Annotated in this window: 17 protein-coding genes; all 17 read left to right on the top strand. The window is 48.6% G+C overall.

Features of this window, described 5'->3' with window-relative positions; translation table 11 throughout:
* The first annotated feature begins 1,823 nt into the window (after window positions 1-1,823).
* The 17 genes from QLG10_RS19980 to QLG10_RS19900 all read left to right on the top strand — a co-directional run bounded on the left by QLG10_RS19980 (window position 1,824) and on the right by QLG10_RS19900 (window position 19,427).
* Window positions 1,824-2,102, top strand: coding sequence for a hypothetical protein (locus tag QLG10_RS19980; RefSeq protein ID WP_282487906.1), 279 nt, complete (start codon window positions 1,824-1,826; stop codon window positions 2,100-2,102).
* Between the two features lie 148 nt (window positions 2,103-2,250).
* Window positions 2,251-2,547 carry an integration host factor subunit beta gene (gene ihfB, locus QLG10_RS19975; protein ID WP_282487905.1) on the top strand — a complete coding sequence of 99 codons (297 nt, stop codon included), beginning with the start codon at window positions 2,251-2,253 and terminating at the stop codon, window positions 2,545-2,547.
* A gap of 27 nt (window positions 2,548-2,574) precedes the next feature.
* A complete protein-coding gene (locus QLG10_RS19970) occupies window positions 2,575-2,814 on the top strand; it encodes a LapA family protein (RefSeq protein WP_282487904.1) in 240 nt (79 codons plus the stop codon).
* A gap of 490 nt (window positions 2,815-3,304) precedes the next feature.
* Window positions 3,305-4,267, top strand: coding sequence for an SDR family oxidoreductase (locus QLG10_RS19965; protein ID WP_282487903.1), 963 nt, complete (start codon window positions 3,305-3,307; stop codon window positions 4,265-4,267).
* Window positions 4,264-5,277: a glycosyltransferase family 4 protein gene (locus tag QLG10_RS19960; protein WP_282487902.1), complete on the top strand. Its 1,014-nt coding sequence runs from the start codon at window positions 4,264-4,266 to the stop codon at window positions 5,275-5,277. Before QLG10_RS19965 ends, QLG10_RS19960 begins: the two co-directional genes overlap by 4 nt.
* A 631-nt stretch (window positions 5,278-5,908) precedes the next feature.
* Window positions 5,909-6,763 (top strand): SDR family oxidoreductase, encoded by an 855-nt coding sequence (locus QLG10_RS19955; RefSeq protein ID WP_282487901.1) that lies wholly within the window; start codon window positions 5,909-5,911, stop codon window positions 6,761-6,763.
* A gap of 16 nt (window positions 6,764-6,779) precedes the next feature.
* Entirely contained in the window at window positions 6,780-7,790 is a 1,011-nt protein-coding gene (locus tag QLG10_RS19950; protein ID WP_282487900.1) for a polysaccharide biosynthesis protein, read from the top strand.
* Window positions 7,783-8,904, top strand: a complete 1,122-nt coding sequence (gene wecB, locus QLG10_RS19945; RefSeq protein WP_282487899.1) for a UDP-N-acetylglucosamine 2-epimerase (non-hydrolyzing) — start codon at window positions 7,783-7,785, stop codon at window positions 8,902-8,904. Before QLG10_RS19950 ends, wecB begins: the two co-directional genes overlap by 8 nt.
* 144 nt (window positions 8,905-9,048) lie before the next feature.
* Window positions 9,049-10,311 (top strand): methionine biosynthesis protein MetW, encoded by a 1,263-nt coding sequence (locus QLG10_RS19940; RefSeq protein WP_282487898.1) that lies wholly within the window; start codon window positions 9,049-9,051, stop codon window positions 10,309-10,311.
* Window positions 10,308-11,522, top strand: coding sequence for a glycosyltransferase family 4 protein (locus tag QLG10_RS19935; protein ID WP_282487897.1), 1,215 nt, complete (start codon window positions 10,308-10,310; stop codon window positions 11,520-11,522). The genes QLG10_RS19940 and QLG10_RS19935 overlap by 4 nt, the downstream gene beginning before the upstream one ends.
* Window positions 11,519-12,742 (top strand): glycosyltransferase, encoded by a 1,224-nt coding sequence (locus QLG10_RS19930; protein ID WP_282487896.1) that lies wholly within the window; start codon window positions 11,519-11,521, stop codon window positions 12,740-12,742. Before QLG10_RS19935 ends, QLG10_RS19930 begins: the two co-directional genes overlap by 4 nt.
* The gene (locus tag QLG10_RS19925) at window positions 12,739-13,536 is read left to right on the top strand and encodes an ABC transporter permease (RefSeq protein ID WP_282487895.1); all 798 of its coding nucleotides are present in this window, start codon (window positions 12,739-12,741) and stop codon (window positions 13,534-13,536) included. The genes QLG10_RS19930 and QLG10_RS19925 overlap by 4 nt, the downstream gene beginning before the upstream one ends.
* A complete protein-coding gene (locus QLG10_RS19920) occupies window positions 13,533-14,927 on the top strand; it encodes an ABC transporter ATP-binding protein (RefSeq protein WP_282487894.1) in 1,395 nt (464 codons plus the stop codon). The genes QLG10_RS19925 and QLG10_RS19920 overlap by 4 nt, the downstream gene beginning before the upstream one ends.
* A 7-nt stretch (window positions 14,928-14,934) precedes the next feature.
* Window positions 14,935-15,981: an acyltransferase family protein gene (locus tag QLG10_RS19915; protein WP_282487893.1), complete on the top strand. Its 1,047-nt coding sequence runs from the start codon at window positions 14,935-14,937 to the stop codon at window positions 15,979-15,981.
* Between the two features lie 178 nt (window positions 15,982-16,159).
* Complete coding sequence (locus QLG10_RS19910) at window positions 16,160-17,191, top strand: glycosyltransferase (RefSeq protein WP_282487892.1); 1,032 nt, start codon at window positions 16,160-16,162, stop codon at window positions 17,189-17,191.
* Window positions 17,188-18,204: a glycosyltransferase gene (locus tag QLG10_RS19905; protein WP_282487891.1), complete on the top strand. Its 1,017-nt coding sequence runs from the start codon at window positions 17,188-17,190 to the stop codon at window positions 18,202-18,204. Before QLG10_RS19910 ends, QLG10_RS19905 begins: the two co-directional genes overlap by 4 nt.
* Entirely contained in the window at window positions 18,201-19,427 is a 1,227-nt protein-coding gene (locus QLG10_RS19900) for a glycosyltransferase family 4 protein (RefSeq protein ID WP_282487890.1), read from the top strand. The genes QLG10_RS19905 and QLG10_RS19900 overlap by 4 nt, the downstream gene beginning before the upstream one ends.
* The last annotated feature ends 46 nt before the right edge of the window (window positions 19,428-19,473 follow it).

Genomic DNA, 19,473 nt, shown 5'->3' with positions numbered 1-19,473 from the left:
CCCCCCCCCCCCCCCCCCCCCCCCCCCCCCCCCCCCCCCCCCCCCCCCCCCGGCCTAAGGGCTTGAGCATCTGCTTTAGCGCAATTGCCGCTGATGCAACGAGTTGTCGCGATCACTGATGCCGGTAACCAACTTGAAGATATTTCGCCTTGCCTGCTGCAAATGCAAGGTCAATTCCTTGATCCCTCTCAAACATACGGAGTTGATTACGGGAGGCTTCTAGTTGCACCGGTCGGCCTAATCAGTGGCTGGGGTCTTCGATTTAGTACGGGTCCACGTTCACGCCTTATCTAATTGTTTAAATATACCGACATCAGGGCGAAAGATTTGAGTGAGGGTGAGGCGGTAAGGTGCTTAGGTTTGGAGGCGATTTTTACTCGCCAGAACGCTGCAAATGTTAAAAATCAGGAGGGTTTCATCGACCTAGCCGTTTCATCAGGCACGGTTTAGGCATTTGGCCGTCGGCAGCACACTCATCCCGTATCTCCGCCAGGCCTTGAGCAAGACTCCCCACTAAAATGCCGGCAAGGCCCGCAACTATTATGAAGAAGAGCACTCGATCGCTCGGCGGATGGGTTCGTTCCATGCGGAGTTCTATGCATCTGACACCGTAGAGCAAAAGGTACAGCCCGATCATTGCGCCAGCCCCAATGAGAGAATAAGGGCCGAATGAAAAAACGCTTAAAGCTTTTAATAAACCCATCGTACATATCCTGTTTATGATGTTCGCGCTAATTGAACCATTCAGGCAAAAGCTTCGCCACCCTGCTTAACGTATGAAGCGCTTGATGGTGGGGTTGCGGTAGGCAGGAAGCCAGGGGAGATGTGCCACTGCAGGAATATACAGCGCTAATTTATTGAGGGTGATGCACGGGTTTGAGAGTGGTATAAAACACCCCTACATATCAATGGATGCTATCGACTTCCGGTCACCTTGGTAGGGTGGGGGAATTGGTTGGAATCCAATCGCGCTTGCCAAATAAAATCCGCTTTGCTGGGCGGTCTAGAGGGGCTCACCGAAAGGTGGGCCCTTTTTTGTGTGCGCTCAGTATGGCGCACCCTTGTGAGTGGAAGTTCCGCCGTAAGGTGACCACAGCGAACGAAGTGAAGCGCAAACCCATGAGGGCGATCGAGTGAGGGAGGGTAGCGTGGATCGAAGCCATGAGCCTATGTATGGAGAGCCTGGTTGCTGGAAATTTCTAGGCTAGGAGTCGTGGATAGCCCGAGGCGAAGTCAGGTGTGCTTCATCCTGCAAGCCGCAGAAGCAGTTCAAGCGACGGGTACGCTGGTATTCCAAGTTCTCATTCGGCTTGAGTCTGCAACAGATCGTGGATCATCTGCGACCCTCCATCCCGGGCTGGAAAGCCACTTCGGGTTGTCGAAAACACTGGCCGTTTGGCGAGAGCTAGACGAATGAATGAGATACCGCCTGCGAGCGATCCAGCTCAGGTGGTGGAAGCGGGGAGCGACGAAACATCGGGAGCTGATGGCAAAACAGTCGTTCGGAGCTGGGGCGCGTGCTTAATATTGCGTGGTTCGACAGGATGGGATTAGAGCTTCTCTCATGACCTCAATCTCTCGAGCCACCTGGTGCGGGCCCGCATCCCGGGTGGTGTGGCAGGCCAAAGCTGTGAATACCGTACTCTATGCTGATGCTTGGGATTTGATCCTGGTGGAAGGTTTGGGGGAGTCTTTGGAGTGTGTCTCAAGCGAGAGATTGTCAAAGGAGGTCTCTTTTTTGAATCGGATCAACCGTTTATTTGCAGCTACGCTTAGCTTGAGGCGAGTAACGTTCTGGCAGAGTGCCGGCAGTAAGGAAGTGAATGAACAAGCTCATTGTCGTTGTGGTAATGCTGATACTGGCGGGGTGCACCACTAATGCCAAGACCCACGCGTTACGTGGGGTCAGTGGTATTGAGATCGATTGTTCGGGGTTAGGCTCGGGATGGGAGAGGTGTCACAAGCGAGCAGCCAAGGAATGCAGCGCATCAGGCTACAAGGTCGTAGTAAGATCAGATGACGCCATAGAAGAGGATGAATTCCCCTTTGGCTTCAATCCAGCCGGCTATCTAACGCGAACGATGCTAATTATTTGCAGGTAAGCGTGCGAATGGCGGTGACCATGTTGCGCTGTTTGAGGGTGAGGAGTGCGTAGCGGACAAGGGGGTAACCTCGGGCTGTTCAAAATCGTCCGGGCATGCTAAAACCTCTGAAGCGCTTTCCTAGCTGCTTGAAAAAGAAGGGAAAAATATGACGAAGTCGGAGTTGATCGAACGAATTGTCACCCATCAAGGGCTGCTCTCATCAAAGGATGTTGAACTGGCCATCAAGACCATGCTTGAGCAAATGTCCCAGTGCCTGGCCACCGGCGATCGTATAGAGATCCGGGGTTTTGGTAGTTTCTCCTTGCACTATCGCGCGCCTCGTGTCGGGCGCAACCCGAAGACCGGCCAGTCCGTCAGTCTGGATGGGAAATTCGTTCCTCATTTCAAGCCGGGTAAAGAGCTTAGAGATCGAGTGAATGAAGATGAGGATGAGGGGGCTTAATAGTTGACGCAACTCAAGGAGTAGCTAATGCATCGATTCAAGCACATAGTTTTTGGGGTGTCGTTATTGTTGCTGGTTTTGGCTATTTTGGCGTTCGTTCTTGAAAATCAGCAATCGGCTACGTTGCTGTTCCTCGGTTGGGCGGCGCCACAATTACCAATATCGTTGATCTTAATTTTTGTATTGTTGATCGGCATGGTGATAGGTCCAGTTATTGGTTGGTTTTTTGGGCGCACTTCCAAGGCGGCCCGCAATCGTCAAGTTTGATGGCTTTATAGATTTTTTGGGGGCGCTAGATATTTTTAGGGTCGAGTCAGTGTGAAACCTTCAATGTGGCGTTAGCAGCGCATAGTTTTCAAATGAATCTCTGGGCTTGTCTATGCCCGGCAGGAAAATTGGTTTTTTTAAGTATTGTTGATTGCGCAATCGTTGCTTCGATTGCGGTTTTCTGTAGATTTCAGGAGCTGTTTGCAAGCGTTTTTTGCTTGCTGGCGAGGCGGTCTGTGTAGAGTGGTTTGGTTTTAGGTAAATTCTCTTCCGCGACGGCGATTGTGGACGGTGTCGATAAATGAATTTAGTAAATTGCTTTCTCTGGCAGCTTTGAACTCAGGCTGGCCGGGTAAAAAAGGCTGGTTGATGTAATATTTGTACAAAGTCCTCGCGATGGTGGGTTCGCGCCAGGCCTTTTCCGGTAGGTAACATGGGGCAGTAGAGAAATAATGGCGTATACTAGGTTGAATGCAGTGGGCATAAGAAGATGAGCAGTTCACGAGTCTTGGTAACAGGTGCTAATGGATTTGTCGGTAATGCAGTTTTGACAAGGCTGCTGTCGGATGGGCGATTTACTGCTGTTGGCGGCGTTCGCGACTTGTCCAAGTCAAGTTATCCTTGTGAGTATGTCTTTTTCGATTTGGGGACTGCTTTTTCTGCAAGTGCACTAGTCGGTGTTGATACCGTAGTGCATGCGGCTGCTCGTGTTCATATGATGGCTGGTCAAGGTGCCGATGATCTGTCTGCATTCCGGGTATCTAATGTTGATGGAACTCTCAGGTTGGCCACAAGTGCAGCCCAAGCAGGCGTGAAGCGCTTCATATTTATCAGTTCGATCAAGGTTCATGGCGAAATCACATTGCCTGATCAGCCGTTTACGTCGTTCGATATGCCGGCCCCTGTTGATGCTTATGGTGTATCAAAGTGGGAAGCTGAAGAGGCTCTTAGAGAGCTAGGGGATCGCACCGGGATGGAGGTAGTAGTCATCCGTCCTCCCTTGGTGTATGGGCCAGGCGTAAAGGCAAATTTTCTCAGTATGCTTCGATGGGTCGAACGTGGTATCCCGCTACCGTTGGGGGCGATAGCGAATCGAAGAAGTATGGTCGCCTTGGATAATCTGACGGATTTGATCGTTCGTTGTATCGATCATCCCGCTGCCTCTGGTAATACGTTTCTCGTGAGTGATGGTGAGGATTTGTCCACAACGCAATTGGTACGGCGGCTAGCGCGCTCGCTGAATGTGCGGCCCAGGCTTATCCCGGTTCCGCAGAAAGTATTGTCAGCGGGATTGGTTTTGCTAGGGAAGCGATCACTTGCGACGCGTTTATGTGGTTCGCTTCAGGTTGATATGCGTCGAACTTGCGAGCTGTTAGGTTGGACGCCTCCTGTGAGTGTTGAAAGTTCCCTTGCTGGCGTGGCCAAATATTATCTGGAAACAAAAAATAGATGATCTCTTCGTCGTTGTTGATTGGGACATTCCTGATTTCTTGGTCTTTGACCTTTTTTGTGCGGCGTTATGCTTTGCGAAATAGCCTTGTAGATATTCCCAATGCTCGTAGTTCTCATTTTGCACCAACACCTAGAGGTGGTGGTGTTTCAATAGTTGTCTCCTTTTTGGCTGCCGTGTGGTGTGGGACATTGTTCGGCACAGTTTCATGGGATCTATTTTTGGGGCTCTCTGGTGCCGGTCTCCTTGTCGCTTTGATAGGCTTTATTGATGATCACGGGCATATAGCGGCTCGCTGGCGGTTGTTAGGGCACTTTGCTGCTGCTGCTTGGTTCCTGTTTTGCATTGGGGGGCTTGCGCCTCTAAGCGTTTTTGGGTTTGTCATTCAATTAGGTTGGTGGGGAAGTGTTCTGTCCGCGGTCTACTTGGTGTGGTTTTTGAATTTATACAATTTCATGGACGGCATTGACGGCATTGCTGGCGCGGAGGCAATCAGTGCATGCTTGGCAGGCGCGCTTGTGTATTGGCTAAGCGGTTTTGCACACGAGTTGTGGGGGCCTCTTTTCTTGGTCGGTGCATGCGCGGGCTTTCTTGTCTGGAATTTTCCGCCAGCAAAAATATTCATGGGAGATGCGGGCAGTGGCTTCCTTGGAGTAATCCTGGGTGGCCTGAGCCTGCAGGCTGCGTGGCTTTCCCCGTCTTTTCTATGGAGTTGGTTGATTTTGCTGGGGGTGTTTATTGTTGATGCCACCTACACAATGTTGCATCGCCTTATCCGTGGTGAAAAGGTCTACGAGGCGCATCGTAGTCATGCTTATCAGTACGCTGCTCGGCGTTATGCAAGTCATAAGAAAGTCACAATTGCTATCATATTGATCAATTTTCTCTGGTTGACTCCATTGGCGCTTCTGGTAGGTGTGGGTCGCCTGGATGGAGCCGCAGGCCTACTAATAGCATACCTGCCGTTAGTCGTCCTAGTGGTGAAGCACGACGCTGGCAAGGCAGAGTCATGATTCGAACGCTCTGCACTGTGTGGGGTATTGCTTTCTGTAGAGTGATTCGCGGCAGGGGTGTTGAAGCTGCTCAGTTTCGTGCGAACTGAATGCCTGGAAGAGAATTTGCTCTAATTTTGACTTTGTGGTCAGCAGCGTTTGTCAGCTCGGTATGGCATGCGATGGCCGTCTCTCAATTGCACAAAATTATATGGTAAACTTCCACCGGTTATGGCGTGATGGTATATGGCCAGTGCTGGGGCACGTTAGATGAAATTATTTCATTTTTGCCGATGGCGGCGTTGATGTGATTGGAGGCGATATGCGGCTTTCGGGGGTGTCTGTGGTGCGGTGCTGTCGCCACGTTTACGACCGTCACTGTCACATTTTCAGGCTGCTTGGATGAACCGGTAGGCTTCTTGGTGTGTTTTTGTAACAAGTTCTCGACCAATTATTCGTTAGGCCGAGCGCTGCTATAGGTCGATGCTGCAGGATTGGCTACTTCCCAAGAGAGCCTTCCATGTATTGATTACAGTTTCGCAAATGTCTTTTTTGTTTGCTTCTGCAGAGGCTGCAGGTGATGACATTCAACTGATGAGAGGGTTCCAGATCATGGAGTCGCGTTTTGGTCTGGGGCGTGAGGAGTAGGGCAATGAGAGTCATGGTGTTGGGTGTTTCCGGGATGCTGGGTAATGCCGTTTACCGAGTTTTATCCAATAACCTCGATTTGAGCGTTTTTGGTTCTGCTCGAGGCGAGGGTGCCAGGAAATTCTTTTCAGAAAGCTTGGCCGAGCAGATCATTCCGGGTGTCGATGTCGAGGATCAGGACTCTTTGGTCAAAGCCTTTGGTGCGGTGCGACCTGATGTCGTAGTCAACTGTGTAGGCCTGGTCAAGCAACTGGCCGACGCAAATGACCCACTTCAAGCAGTGCCTATCAATACGTTGTTGCCTCACCGGCTCGCGGCCTTGTGCAAGGTTGCTGGTGCTCGTCTGATTCACATAAGTACGGACTGTGTCTTCTCGGGAGAGAAAGGCGGCTACGTAGAGTCTGATTTTCCAGATGCCTACGATCTTTATGGGCGCTCAAAGCTTTTGGGGGAAGTCGATTATCCTCACGCAATTACCTTGCGCACATCGATTATTGGTCGGGAGTTAACCGGGCATCGCAGCTTGGTGGGTTGGTTTCTGGCACAACAGGGCGCGGTTCAAGGTTTTAAACGCGCTATTTTCTCAGGTTTACCCACCATGGAACTGGCTCGGGTCATCAGCGAGTTTGTATTGCCGCGTCCAGAATTGCATGGTCTATATCACGTAGCTTCGAAGCCCATAAATAAGTTCGACTTGCTGACGTTGGTGGCGAATGTATACGGGAAAGACACGGAGATTGTCCCGTCCGATAAATTGATAATTGATCGTTCGTTAAATGCGGATCGATTTCGAGAGGCAACAGGTTATGTTGCTCCGGAATGGCCTGTGCTGGTCAAATACATGCATGACTTCAATTGAGTGCAAGGTTTAGATTATGTTTGATAATAAAATTTTGATGATTACTGGTGGCACAGGTTCATTCGGTAATGCTGTTCTGAATCGTTTTTTGAAGACTGATGTTAAAGAAATTCGAATTTTCAGTCGTGATGAAAAAAAACAAGAGGACATGCGGATTGCCTTGAACAATCCGAAGCTGAAATTTTATATTGGCGATATTCGTGACTACGATAGCATTCGCGATGCCATGAAAGGTGTTGATTACGTCTTTCACGCTGCGGCTCTGAAGCAGGTACCTTCTTGCGAATTTTATCCTATGGAGGCTGTGCGAACTAACGTCCTAGGTGCGGATAACGTTATGAAAGCGGCGATCGAGAATCACGTAGATCGCGTTATCGTTCTCAGCACTGATAAAGCCGTTTATCCAATCAACGCCATGGGCATCTCTAAAGCAATGATGGAGAAGCTCATGGTAGCCAAAGCCCGAATGCAGTCCGAAGGCGAAACGGTGTTCTGTGCTACGCGTTACGGCAACGTAATGGCGTCACGTGGCTCCGTCATTCCGCTGTTTATTGAGCAACTACGGGATGGCAAGCCGATCACAATTACAGATCCGACCATGACTCGTTTCCTGATGTCTTTGGAAGATTCTGTCGATTTGGTGCTGCACGCTTTCGAGCACGGCCGTCAGGGCGATATCTTTATTCAGAAGGCACCGGCTTCGACGATTGAGGTTTTGGCTCAGGCTCTGAAAGAGTTGTTCGCGAAGGAGAACGAAATTCGTATCATCGGTACTCGTCATGGCGAGAAGCTGTATGAGTCACTGGTGTCTCGTGAAGAGTTGGCGAAAGCCGAGGATATGGGTGAATACTATCGTGTGCCGGCGGATAATCGCGATTTGAACTATGCGAAATTTGTCGTTGAGGGTGAGGTGGAGATTAGTGACTTTGAAGATTACACTTCTCATAATACAACTCGACTTGATGTTGAGGGTGTAAAGCAGTTGCTTTTGAAATTGTCTTACATTCAGGAGCAGCTCAATGCTTAAGGTTATGACAATCGTCGGGACCCGTCCCGAACTTATCAAAATGTCGCGGGTTATTGCCGAGTTTGACGCTCATACCCAGCACATTCTGGTTCACACTGGTCAAAACTTTGACTATGAGTTAAATCAGGTTTTTTTTGACGATCTGGATATCCGTAAACCAGATTACTTTCTTGGGGCTGTAGGTAGTAACGCTGCGCAAACTATCGCGCGAGTTATTGAGAAAGCTGACGAGGTGATGGAGGCAGAGAAGCCGGACGCTCTGATGCTTTACGGTGATACCAACTCTTGCTTGGCGGTAATTGCAGCCAAACGCAGAAAAATTCCGGTGTTCCATATGGAAGCGGGTAATCGCTGCTTCGATCAGCGTGTGCCTGAAGAGCTTAACCGAAAGGTCCTGGATCACCTTAGCGACATTAACTTGGTTCTTACTGAACACGCTCGTCGCTATTTGCTGGACGAGGGAATTCCTCCCGATCGTATCATCAAGTCGGGGTCTCACATGCAGGAAGTGCTTGAGCATTTCCAACCAAAGATTTTAGCGTCGAAAATTCTCGAAAAGCTTGAGTTAAATTCAAAAAAATTTTTCGTCGTCAGTGCGCACCGTGAAGAAAACGTCGATACCCCGACCAATCTACAAGATTTGCTTAACACGCTGCAGGCACTGGTTGAAACCTATGACATGCCAGTCATCGTTTCCACTCACCCGCGTACTCGCCAGCGCCTTGAAGCTCTTGGGCTTGATGGTCTGGACTCTCGGATTCAGTTTCTCAAGCCATTTGGTTTCTTCGATTACATCAAGCTGCAGATGGAGGCGTTCTGCATACTGTCTGACAGCGGCACAATTACTGAAGAGGCATCGTTGCTGGGACTGACTGCCGTGACGATTCGTAATGCGCACGAGCGTCCAGAAGGTATGGATCAAGGCACTTTGATCATGAGCGGCTTGAAGTCGGAGCGGGTACTTGACGCGGTCCGTATTGTTACCGCTCAGGATCAGGCCGGTGCAGTTCGATGTGTCGTTCCAGACTACGAAGGCGGTCTAGTGTCACAAAAGGTTCTGCGTATCGTGTTGAGTTATGTTGAGTTCGTCAATCGTGTTGTTTGGTCGAAGTGAAGCAACACAGTAGCTCAAGTTTCGTATAGATACGAAACTGCGCGTATTTGTGAGCGATTATTGCTCCAATTAAGACTAATTTACAGGGCACTAAAGCAAGCGGCGATAGTCACCCAAGCTTGTGCAGGGCCTAGGGAAACGAAAGTGAGTAAAACTACCGACGCAAGTATTGTCTGGTGTGACCGGGAGGAGCTCCATAGTACAGCCGCTAGCTTTATCAAGCCTGCTTCTAGCGTGCTGGATATCGGTTGTGGCATTCGACCTCAGCAGTACATAACTCCTGAGCTGTTAATCTGCATCGAACCCCATCTTGAGTACGTTGAAATTCTCAAGAAGAGCCTGAAAGACGCAAATGCGGTTGTTATCCCGCTTGACGCGAAAAAGGCTTTAGCGGGCATGCCAGATCGATCCATCGATTCGATCTTCCTCATCGATGTAATCGAGCACATGGAGAAGGAAATTGGCGCGGAGGTTTTACTTGAGTGTGAACGGGTTGCTCGTCAACAAATCGTCATTTTTACTCCGCTGGGCTTCATGCCTCAAGAGATCCATGCTGGGGATGTAGACGGCTGGAACCTTCACGGCGGGGAATTCCAGGATCATAAATCTGGTTGGTACCCAGAGGAGTTTGCAGGGTGGGACATAATCGCCTGCAAACATTTACATCTGCAGGATTACCTCGGTCAAGATATTACGCCTCCTTATGGTGGGTTTTACGCTGTAAAGAATGTGCAGAAAGTTGCGAATCATTTCAATGATGTTTATGCCCGCGATGTGATTGAAAGTCAAACTTCAAGTTTGGATTGGCTGAACGACGCTTTTCCGCTGTTTAGCGAAAAAGTTGTTTTTAAGGATATTAATGCAAGCCACCTGAAATGCGGGATTTATTCTTGCCAGCGCACGACTGAGTTGTTTATTGAGTTGGGCGCGACGGAAGATCAGGAGGTGATTTTTAATAAAGCTGCTGCAGAAAAGTCGGATGCCATGCTGCGTGAAACACGTTTGCATAAAGAGCGAATCAAAGCATTTGCAGATCAGTTTGCTCGGCTGAACGACTTGTCATTTTCTTTAGATGAGCTTGCGGTTAAGGCAGCGGCATTTGATGCCAAACTAGCGGAGCTCAATATTAGGGAGGCCGAAGTTAATGCTAGGGGGACGGAGCTTTCAGCTGAGGTAGCGGAATTTTATCTGAAGAAGTCAGAGCTCGATGCCAGAGATTTGGAACTTGAAGTTAAGAAAGCGGAACTTGATGCTCGGATAGTCGAATTGGATCAAAAAGCGGCAGAGCTGTTGATCAAACAGCTGGAAGTGACCAAGCTGGCCGAGTTGCTCGATTCTAATAAGCAAGTAATTAACCATGGTCTGTTTGGAAAGATAGGCTTGAAGGCGAGAGCTTTATTTAAATGAAAGTATTGCAGGTTAATGGCTATGAGTCTCCAGGGCGCCGATTTAATGGTCTGTCCATTACGCCGCTTTTGAAAAAATACGATGTCGAATCTCGGCACCTTATTTGGCAGAAAGACACTCAAAATCCAGAGGTTTTGACATTCGAGGGTGAAAGGACAAGAAAAATAAATCGGATAATCAATCGAGTTGAGCGCTTAACCTCAATGCAATCCGTGTTTTATCCGCATGCCCGGCAAATGATGAAAATGCCTGCCTTTGAGGAGGCGGACCTTGTACACCTGCACATTATCCATTCGGGCTACATGAGTCTATCCGACTTGCCCAAGATTACACGACGCAAGCCTACGGTTTGGACCCTGCATGATCCATGGGCCATGACAGGGCATTGCGTTTACCCCTTCGAGTGTGAGCGTTGGAAGATCGGCTGCGGCAAATGCCCTGACCTGAATATACACTTCCCGCTTCTGATGGACACAACTCGGTTTTTGTTTAACTACAAAAAACGCGCTTACAACAAATCGAAATTTGATGTGATTGTTGCATCTAAGTGGATGCGAGATATGGTCGAGGCCTCTCCGCTCTTTGAGGATGTCGATATCCATCAGGTGCCGTTTGGTCTCGATCTTGAATTTTTCAATCCGAATGCATCTCCAGATGCTCGGAAACGCTTTGGTATTCCCGATGAAGCACTGGTCATTTGCTTTAGGGCTGTGGATAACCAATTCAAAGGTTTGCCTTATATTATCCAGGCGCTTGAAAGAATCAGTGCGAATCAACCCATTTGTCTGTTGACTCTCAACAGTAAAGGCTTAATGGAACAGTTTGCCGATCGGTTTCAACTGGTTGAGTTGGGCTGGACGAACGATGAGGAGCTGGCGCGCGATGCCTTCGTTGCCTCCGATATCTTCCTGATGCCATCAATTGTGGAGGCGTTTGGTGTTATGGCGATTGAAGCCTTCGCCTGCGGCAAGCCAGTGATCGTTTTTGAAGGTACTTCGTTACCGGAAGTGACTTTTGCTCCAGAAGTTGGTGTTTCTGTGCCAATGCACGATGGAGAGGGGTTGTACCGGGCGTTACAAAATTTGATCGATAATCCGACCGAGCGGAAAGAGCGTGGTCGCAAGGGGCGAGAGATTGCCGAATTGCATTACGGTGACGACTTATACGCGCAGCGCTTGGCTGAAATCTACAAAACGGTTGCTGCTAAATGAAAGTACTGCTTCTAACTGATATTCCTCCATGCCGTAACTTCACTGCGGGTTTAGTACTCGATCGGTTGGTAGGCTTTCTGCCCAAGGACCAGGTAGCGATTTGCGCAGTGGTAAACCCTGCGCTTAACCCGGAGATTCCAGCAGAACTCGAAACGGTCCCCAAGCTGATTCTTAAAAAGCCGCGAGAGGCGGCCGTTCGTGTTCTACCTCGTAAAGCCGGAATTTTGTCAGCTTTTCCCTTTGAGTTGATTCAGGCTGGGCGTGTTCGTAACGAGTTGCTGCCACAGATCGTTGAATTTAGCAGAGCACAAAAGGTTGATGCCGTATGGGTCGTATTGCAAGGTCAGACCATGGTTCGTCTGGCCCGTCAATTGACACAAGCCCTCAATGTTCCACTACTGACTCAAGTGTGGGACCCATTTGGTTGGTGGCTGCAAGCCAATCTGATCGACGGTTTTACTCGGCGACGTTTGCTTAAGGAGTTTGACGAAGTCATCAAAGGCAGCGCTTCTTGTGCCACCGCGTCCTGGGCGATGTCCGAGCACTACACGAACAAGTATCGTGTAGTAAATGGGCCGGTGATTGCCGGCTTACCACGAGAACTGGCATTGCCGCCTGCAACCATGCCACATGACAGCGATGAGTTTATTATTGCGGTGGCCGGGCAATTTTACGCGCAAACAGAGTGGGAGTGCCTCCAGCACGCGTTGAATGCCTGCAATTGGAAAATAGCCGGCAAGCGAATTCGTGTGCGGGTGATGGGGGGGGCTTTCAAGGTCTTTAGCCAGAGCCCGTCGAACTTTGAGTACTTGGGGTGGCGAAGCCAGGAAGAAACTATCCGATTGTTGTCAGAATCGGACCTCCTCTACATGCCTTACTGGTTCTCTGGTGAATACCATGAGGAATCCAGCAATAGCTTCCCTTCAAAACTGGTCACCTATTTTGCTTCGGGGCGACCGGTAATGTGCCACGCGCCAGCCTATGCCTCACCTGCAAAATACATAAAGGCTAACGAGGCAGGTTTTCTTTGCGAGTCATTGGATACAACAGTAATTATCAATCAATTGGAAAAGGCTATCCGGGATAACGAGGCGTACGCTCGTTTTACCGCCAATGGTCATACATGCTTCATGAGGGATTTCACTCTGGAGCGCATGAAAGAGACGTTTCTTGCGTTTCTGGGGAATCACACCAAAGCATCCGTGGGGCTTTCCAATTGATTCAAAATATCTTTACTGCTCATTTTCGGCATTTCGACTTAATCAAGCAGTTGATCAAGCGCGATGTCGACATGAGGTTTAAAGGCGCGCTGTTGGGCGTCCTGTGGCCGCTAATTACACCACTTCTAACGTTAGCAATGTATGCCGTGGTGTTTGGTTATTTTTTGCCCTCCAGATGGCCCGGGGTCGACGGTATTACCGGCTTCGCGCTGATGCTGTTCCCAGGGCTGATCGTGTTTACATTCTTTGCCGAATGTGTCAATCGGGCGCCCAACCTGATTACTTCGAATCCAAATTTCGTCAAGAAAGTGGTTTTTCCAGTTGAATTACTGGTCTGGGTGCCTATTGGATCAGCAGTTTTTCAACTGTGTCTGAGTGTTGTTGCGTGGATGGCAATTGCGCTGTTCGTGAATGGCGGCCTCCAGTGGACCATGGTCTTTTTGCCCGTGGTTATCGCACCGTTGGTACTTTGCTTGCTGGGCTTTACGTGGTTTTTGAGTTCACTGGGAGTGTTTCTGAGGGACATCGCGCAGTTAACGATCGTGATCACCCAGGCGCTCATGTTTTTTTCTCCGGTACTTTATCCGCTCGACAAACTACCTCAATGGGCCAGCCACTTGATATTACTCAATCCTTTGACTTTTATCGTTGAGCAAGTACGATTGGTAATGATTTATGGCATGATCCCGAATTTTCAGGGCTTGCTGATTTATACCTGCGTCAGCTTGGTAGTCTGCTGGCTTGGCCTTCGTTTCTTCCGATCTGTCAGACACGGCTTCGCGGACGTTTTATGAGTATGGAAATGACAACAGCAGATAAGCTGCAACCAGTCATCGAAGTGATCGGCTTGGCAAAGGCTTATCACATTTATGATGCACCTCACGATCGTCTGAAACAGATTTTTCTCGGTTGGAAGCGTAATTACTATCGCGACTTTATGGCGTTGAAAGACATCAACTTCAATGTGCTCAAAGGTCAGTCGGTAGGTGTCATCGGTCGTAACGGTGCAGGTAAGAGTACTTTGCTGCAGCTTCTTACTGGTACGCTAACTCCCACCAGAGGTTCAGTTAAGATCAATGGCAAAGTTGCTGCTGTACTCGAGCTCGGCTCCGGCTTCAACCCTGAGTTCAGCGGGCGTGAAAATATTTATTTGTATGCCAGTCTGTTCGAACTGAAGAAGTCTTGCATCGAAGAGAGATTTCAGAAGATTGTCGACTTTTCCGAATTGGCCGATTTTATTGATCAGCCGGTGAAGTCTTACTCCAGCGGCATGCAGGCGCGATTGGCATTTTCTGTCATTGCTCATGTCGATGCGGATATCCTGATTATCGATGAAGCCCTTTCGGTGGGTGATGCTTTTTTTGCGCAGAAGTGCATGCGTTTCCTGAGACAGTTTCAAGAGCGCGGCACGATACTTTTTGTCAGCCACGATCTAGCAGCGGTCACCGCATTTTGTGATCAGGCTATCTGGCTCGAAGGTGGCGTTGTTCGTGATGCTGGCAACGCCAAAGAGGTTTGCGAAAAGTATTTCGCCCAGCTCTATATGCAACACACCGGAGCTGAAGGCGCAGCTGTCGAAGCGGTTGAAGTCGCTGTTGAAGAGCCGCTTGAGGAAATTGTTGAAGACGAGTCGAGCGGGGATTTTATCGATCAACGAATCGTCATGGGTGAAGATGAATCAATCTTCAAGGGCGCTCAAGAAATCGAAAGTTTCGGTTTCAATCCACAGTCTTCCACCTTTGGAACCGGTGGAGCCGAGATAACACAAGTCAGTTTTGCCAATGCGAAAGGTCGCCCATTGACCGTTTGCGAGGGAGGTGCTGAGGTGGTGGTTAAGGTGTCAGCCAAAGCCATCCATGATGTGGACTTACCGATTATCGGCTTTATTATCAAGGATCGTTTGGGGCAGCCGCTGATAGGGGGAAACACCTACCACTCTTACAAAGAATCGCCAGTCCGCGTAGCGGCAGGTAAACGAATCGATGCAGCCTTCCATTTCAAACTGCCAATTCTGGCCGTAGGTGACTATTCTATCGTCGCCGCGGTTGCCAATGGTACGCTGCACGAGCATGTGCAACTGCATTGGATGCATGATGCCGTTTTATTCAAGGTTGTCGCTTCGAGCATTGAAGGCGTAATCGTTGGAGCGCCTTTAGACAAAATAATTCTAACTTCTAAGGCTTGACCCAACTATGACACAGCAACAAGATTCGGGACGGTTGGCATGGGCAGATATGTGTCGACTGATTGCAATGTATGGAGTATTAGTCATCCATATTTCTGCACCGATCTTTTACGACTATAGAAATATAGATCTGAGTAGCTTTTTGGTGGCCAACGCGCTCGACTCAATTGCCAGGGTGTCCGTGCCACTGTTTGCTATGCTTTCGGGGGCGTTGTTGCTGGGTCGTAACATGTCCAAAGGCATGGGTGGCGTTGTCTCCCGCATCTTGAAAGTCGCAATTCCACTGTTGTTCTGGAGTGTGCTGCATGTGTTCTGGCTCAACTATTGGACTGGTAAACCTTTAGATATCCCAAGTGCCCTATCCCAAGCGCTGCAAGGCCCAGTTATGTATCATTTGTGGTTTGTATACATGACCATTGGTGTTTATATACTGCTCCCCGTTCTGCAGCCGATATCTGTGGCTCTTTTGTCCAGCAAGCGTTTGGCCGCGTATTTTTTCGGGTTATGGTTTTTGGTTAATTCGGTTACTATTTACTTTCCCACGGATATTATCAATCACCTGACCTTGACCAGTTTTTTGAAATGGCCGGGTTATTTTTTGTTGGGTTTTTATCTGAGTCGTTCGGAAGTTTTTGGCAAAGTCTCGATTTGGTGCAGTGCGGCTGTATTTATTTTTGCGAGCGTAACAACGTTTTTAATTAGTTGGCGCCTCAATTCCATGTCACCTGTGCCGGTTGAAAAAGCATTTGAATATTTCAGTCCAAACGTTCTTATTGCTTCTTGTGCTGCCTTCCATATGATCAGGCAGATTCGTCTAAGTGCCATTTTAGTACGCCCAGTTGCGTTTCTATCCAGTATTGTGTTTCCGGTGTATTTTATGCATTTGTTGGTAATTGATCTGATCAAGGCCGGCTTGTTTGGTTTTACATTGAATCTCGCTTCTATGTCGACTTTCACAGCAATTATTAGCTTGTCATTATGTACGTTTGCGATATGTCTACTGCTTGCGGCTATGACACGTGTGGTTCCGTATACGTCCAAGCTTATCGGTTGACTATTAAGGTTACAGCGAGGGTTAGTGCTACCCTTTGCATATCGTTCATCGTTTTGAGTTAGGTGCTTTGTAATGGTTGTCGTGGGTTGGAGGTTCAATATTGATAGTGCGAAACGCCATTGTTTCGCAGGATCATTGAGTTCATTTGAATTCTGAGTATGGCAGGGCGGAAGCTGAGATGGGTTTTTCCGAAGGGGTAGATGTTGTTTCTGACGGGTTCAGGCCTTTGGTCACAATTGTTATACCTGTTTACAATGGTGGCGATTTCCTGGCTGAGGCTATTCAAAGCGCGTTAGATCAATCCTACCCGGCCATTGAAGTCATCGTTGTCAATGATGGCAGCAACGATGGTGGTGCGACTGAATGTATCGCGAGATCTTTTGGAGAGTCCATTCGTTATTTGCCAAAAGATAACGGTGGTGTCGCATCTGCTCTTAACCTGGCGATACGGGAAATGTCAGGTGACTATTTTTCCTGGCTGAGTCACGACGATTTGTACGATAAGGAAAAAATTTCGCAGCAAGTTGCATTTTTGTCGGTACATGGAAGCGCCTCTACCATCGTTTATTCAGATTATTCTATTTTCACAAACAAGCATGTAAGTAACAGTGTGCCGGTTACTATGCCAGGAGTAAATCCTGTTAATTTTCGTTATTGGATCACGTCCGAGAGTGCTCTCCATGGTTGCAGCCTGCTGATTCCGCGGACCGCTTTCGATTCCTGTGGCTGTTTCAACGAGAATTTGCGTACCACACAAGACTACGAACTGTGGTTCCGCATGGCGGGGCAATATCGCTTCCTACACCTTCCCAAGGTGCTGATGAGTGGTCGTAGCCATGCTAATCAGGATACGCACAAAATTGCAGATTTGGCTTTTGCGGAGGCCCGAAATCTGTATCTGGGGTTCGTGAAGTCAATACAGCATTTTGAGGTCCCTGGTAGTGTACCTTCGGAAATTGGAGCGAGCTATTTACGTCTGGCCTCAGGATTGTGGCAGCGAGGATTTGACGAAGCAGCGCTATACTGCGCCGGGAAAGCGCGTGACTTTGGTGTTTCGTTGGTTCAGGTTCATGGCGTACATTTGTCGGCTTACAGCGCCAAGATTGTCAGACGATCGGCACGTAGATTGCTCACCCCGCAATCCAGGCAGGTAATACGCCGATTTTTCATACGCTTTTCCGCTTTCTTTCGAGGCCGACAGCTTCCTTGAATACTTACAAGAAATTGTTTCTGCATGCCCCTAACGTGCATGTCGGTGGGGGCTTGACCCTTCTGCAGGCATTCTATTCCTCGCCTGAACTGAATCTGTATCTTGAACAGTTGGATGTTCGGGCGCAGAAGCTGTTACCTCCTGCTCGAGGATTTAGGTTTTACGTGCGTCCGACTTTTTTTTCGCGGATCGCGGCTGAGTTTAGACTATGGCGGCTCGTTGCTCGTAATGATGTAGTGTTGTGCTTTCACGGTTTGGTCCCACTGTTACCTCTGAAGGGTGAGGTGACGGTTTTTCTGCAAAACAGGATTTTGCTTTCCAGAGCCAGTTTACAAAATTATTCATTCAAAACGAGAGTGCGGCTGACTGTGGAGCGATTAGTCGTAAAGTTGTTAGCGAGCCGAGTTAAAAAGTTCATCGTACAGACGCCTTCAATGGCGGAGCAGGCACGTTTTTTTTTAGGTCCCAAGGTTGATATAGTTGTTTGCCCTTTTGTTGTTCCCGTTCACCTGGTCAACGAAGAGGTGGATAAGCGTTACGATTTTGTCTACGTAGCCAGCGCCGAGTATCATAAAAATCACCATAAACTTCTGGAGGCGTGGTGTTTATTGGCTGAACAGGGTCTGCGCCCAAGTCTAGCGCTTACAGTGCCACAGGGATCTGATCTGGCGATATTGATCGAACAGCTTTCTGAGCAGTGGCAGTTGAACGTAGTCAATCATGGCCAGCTTAATTACTCTGAAGTTTCTGTGCTCTATGACCAAGCGGCGGCTTTGATTTATCCTTCGACGACAGAGTCCTTAGGGTTGCCGTTGATCGAAGCCAGTGAGCGAAGATTGCCAATCGTAGCTGCAGAGCTTGACTATGTTCGAGATATCGTGGAACCGGTCGAAACCTTTGATCCGGCTTCCCATGTTTCCATTGCGCGTGCTGTTAAGCGTTATCTCGGAGTCATTGAGACTCCGCAGCCGATGCATGGCCCTGAAGTGTTTTTGGAAGAAGTACTTCGATGAAAGTTTTGGTATGGACTCAGTATTTTTGGCCTGAAAATTTTCATATAAATCAAGTGGTCACAGAGTTGCGTAACCAAGGTATGGATGTAACGATCCTGACCGGTAAGCCTAATTACCCAGATGGCAATGTTTTTGCGGGTTATCGTGCCAAGGGGATTCAGACTGAGCTGCGTGATGGTGTTGAGATAATTAGACTGCCCTTAACTCCCAGGGGTAAGAATTCCGCTAAGGGACTGATGCTAAACTATTTATCGTTTATCGCGGCTGGATATATTTTTGGTCCTTGGGTATTGCGGGGGCGACATTTCGATGTGATATTCGTTTACGCACCTTCTCCATTGTTGCAGGCACTTCCCGCGATTTTTGTTTCATGGATCAAACGGGCTCCACTTGTATTATGGGTGCAAGATCTTTGGCCCGAATCCTTGCGTGCAACTGGCTATATCAATAACCATCACATGTTGAAACTCGTCGAGTGGGTGATCCGTTACATCTACCGGTTCTCGGATTCAATACTGATTCAGTCAGAGGGTTTCCGCGAATCAGTTCAGCGGCTAACCCGAGATATGGCTAAAATAAAATTTTTCCCCAATTCGGCTCGGCTCTCGACTCCCATAGATGTGCAATCCACTTTGACTTTTGATCATGTTTCTCGCTATTTTTCCGTGGTGTTTGCTGGCAATATAGGTATTGCGCAATCGTGCTCTACAATTATCGAAGCGGCCGACGCGTTGCAAGATTATAAAGAAGTACGGTTTTTTATTGTGGGTAGCGGAAGTATGGAGCAAATGATTGCTCGCATGATAAAAGACAAGCAGTTAAGGAATGTTGAGTTAGTTGGGCGTGTTCCGCCCGAGCAAATTTCAAAAATTTATGCCATGTCTTCTGTTTTGTTACTTACGCTGCGGGACGACCCAGTACTGGCTTCAACAATTCCTAGCAAGTTGCAAAGCTACCTGGCAGCAGGAAAACCCATTATCGCCAGTTGCCACGGGCAGGCCGCGCAAGTACTGGCGGATGCTGAAGCTGGGCTTAGTTGTGCGCCGGAAGATTCATTAGGATTGGCTGAAGCAGTGCTTGAGTTATATCGCTCGGACCCTTTACGGCTTCAACACATGGGTGAAAATGGACAAAAATTTTTTCTGAAGAATTTCAATTTGCCAACTAAGGTTGCGCAGTTAATAGAGCATTTCAGCGATGTCGTAAAAGGATTCAGGCGTTGAATTTTTGAAGCGGTGTAGCGAGGTAGTATGGTCGAGATTGCCCTGA

Source organism: Pseudomonas sp. V98_8 (assembly GCF_029967975.1).
GTDB classification, from domain to species: domain Bacteria; phylum Pseudomonadota; class Gammaproteobacteria; order Pseudomonadales; family Pseudomonadaceae; genus Aquipseudomonas; species Aquipseudomonas umsongensis.
This window is presented reverse-complemented; position numbering and strand designations above follow the sequence as displayed.

Bases quoted from the DNA above. Each gene is read 5' to 3' on its own strand.
- QLG10_RS19970 (WP_282487904.1), top strand. From the start codon at position 2,575: ATGCATCGATTCAAGCACATAGTTTTTGGGGTGTCGTTATTGTTGCTG.
- QLG10_RS19930 (WP_282487896.1), top strand. From the start codon at position 11,519: ATGAAAGTACTGCTTCTAACTGATATTCCTCCATGCCGTAACTTCACT.
- ihfB (WP_282487905.1), top strand. From the start codon at position 2,251: ATGACGAAGTCGGAGTTGATCGAACGAATTGTCACCCATCAAGGGCTG.
- QLG10_RS19950 (WP_282487900.1), top strand. From the start codon at position 6,780: ATGTTTGATAATAAAATTTTGATGATTACTGGTGGCACAGGTTCATTC.
- QLG10_RS19915 (WP_282487893.1), top strand. From the start codon at position 14,935: ATGACACAGCAACAAGATTCGGGACGGTTGGCATGGGCAGATATGTGT.
- QLG10_RS19920 (WP_282487894.1), top strand. From the start codon at position 13,533: ATGAGTATGGAAATGACAACAGCAGATAAGCTGCAACCAGTCATCGAA.
- QLG10_RS19980 (WP_282487906.1), top strand. From the start codon at position 1,824: ATGAACAAGCTCATTGTCGTTGTGGTAATGCTGATACTGGCGGGGTGC.
- QLG10_RS19935 (WP_282487897.1), top strand. From the start codon at position 10,308: ATGAAAGTATTGCAGGTTAATGGCTATGAGTCTCCAGGGCGCCGATTT.
- QLG10_RS19910 (WP_282487892.1), top strand. From the start codon at position 16,160: ATGGGTTTTTCCGAAGGGGTAGATGTTGTTTCTGACGGGTTCAGGCCT.
- QLG10_RS19955 (WP_282487901.1), top strand. From the start codon at position 5,909: ATGAGAGTCATGGTGTTGGGTGTTTCCGGGATGCTGGGTAATGCCGTT.
- QLG10_RS19900 (WP_282487890.1), top strand. From the start codon at position 18,201: ATGAAAGTTTTGGTATGGACTCAGTATTTTTGGCCTGAAAATTTTCAT.
- QLG10_RS19960 (WP_282487902.1), top strand. From the start codon at position 4,264: ATGATCTCTTCGTCGTTGTTGATTGGGACATTCCTGATTTCTTGGTCT.
- QLG10_RS19965 (WP_282487903.1), top strand. From the start codon at position 3,305: ATGAGCAGTTCACGAGTCTTGGTAACAGGTGCTAATGGATTTGTCGGT.
- wecB (WP_282487899.1), top strand. From the start codon at position 7,783: ATGCTTAAGGTTATGACAATCGTCGGGACCCGTCCCGAACTTATCAAA.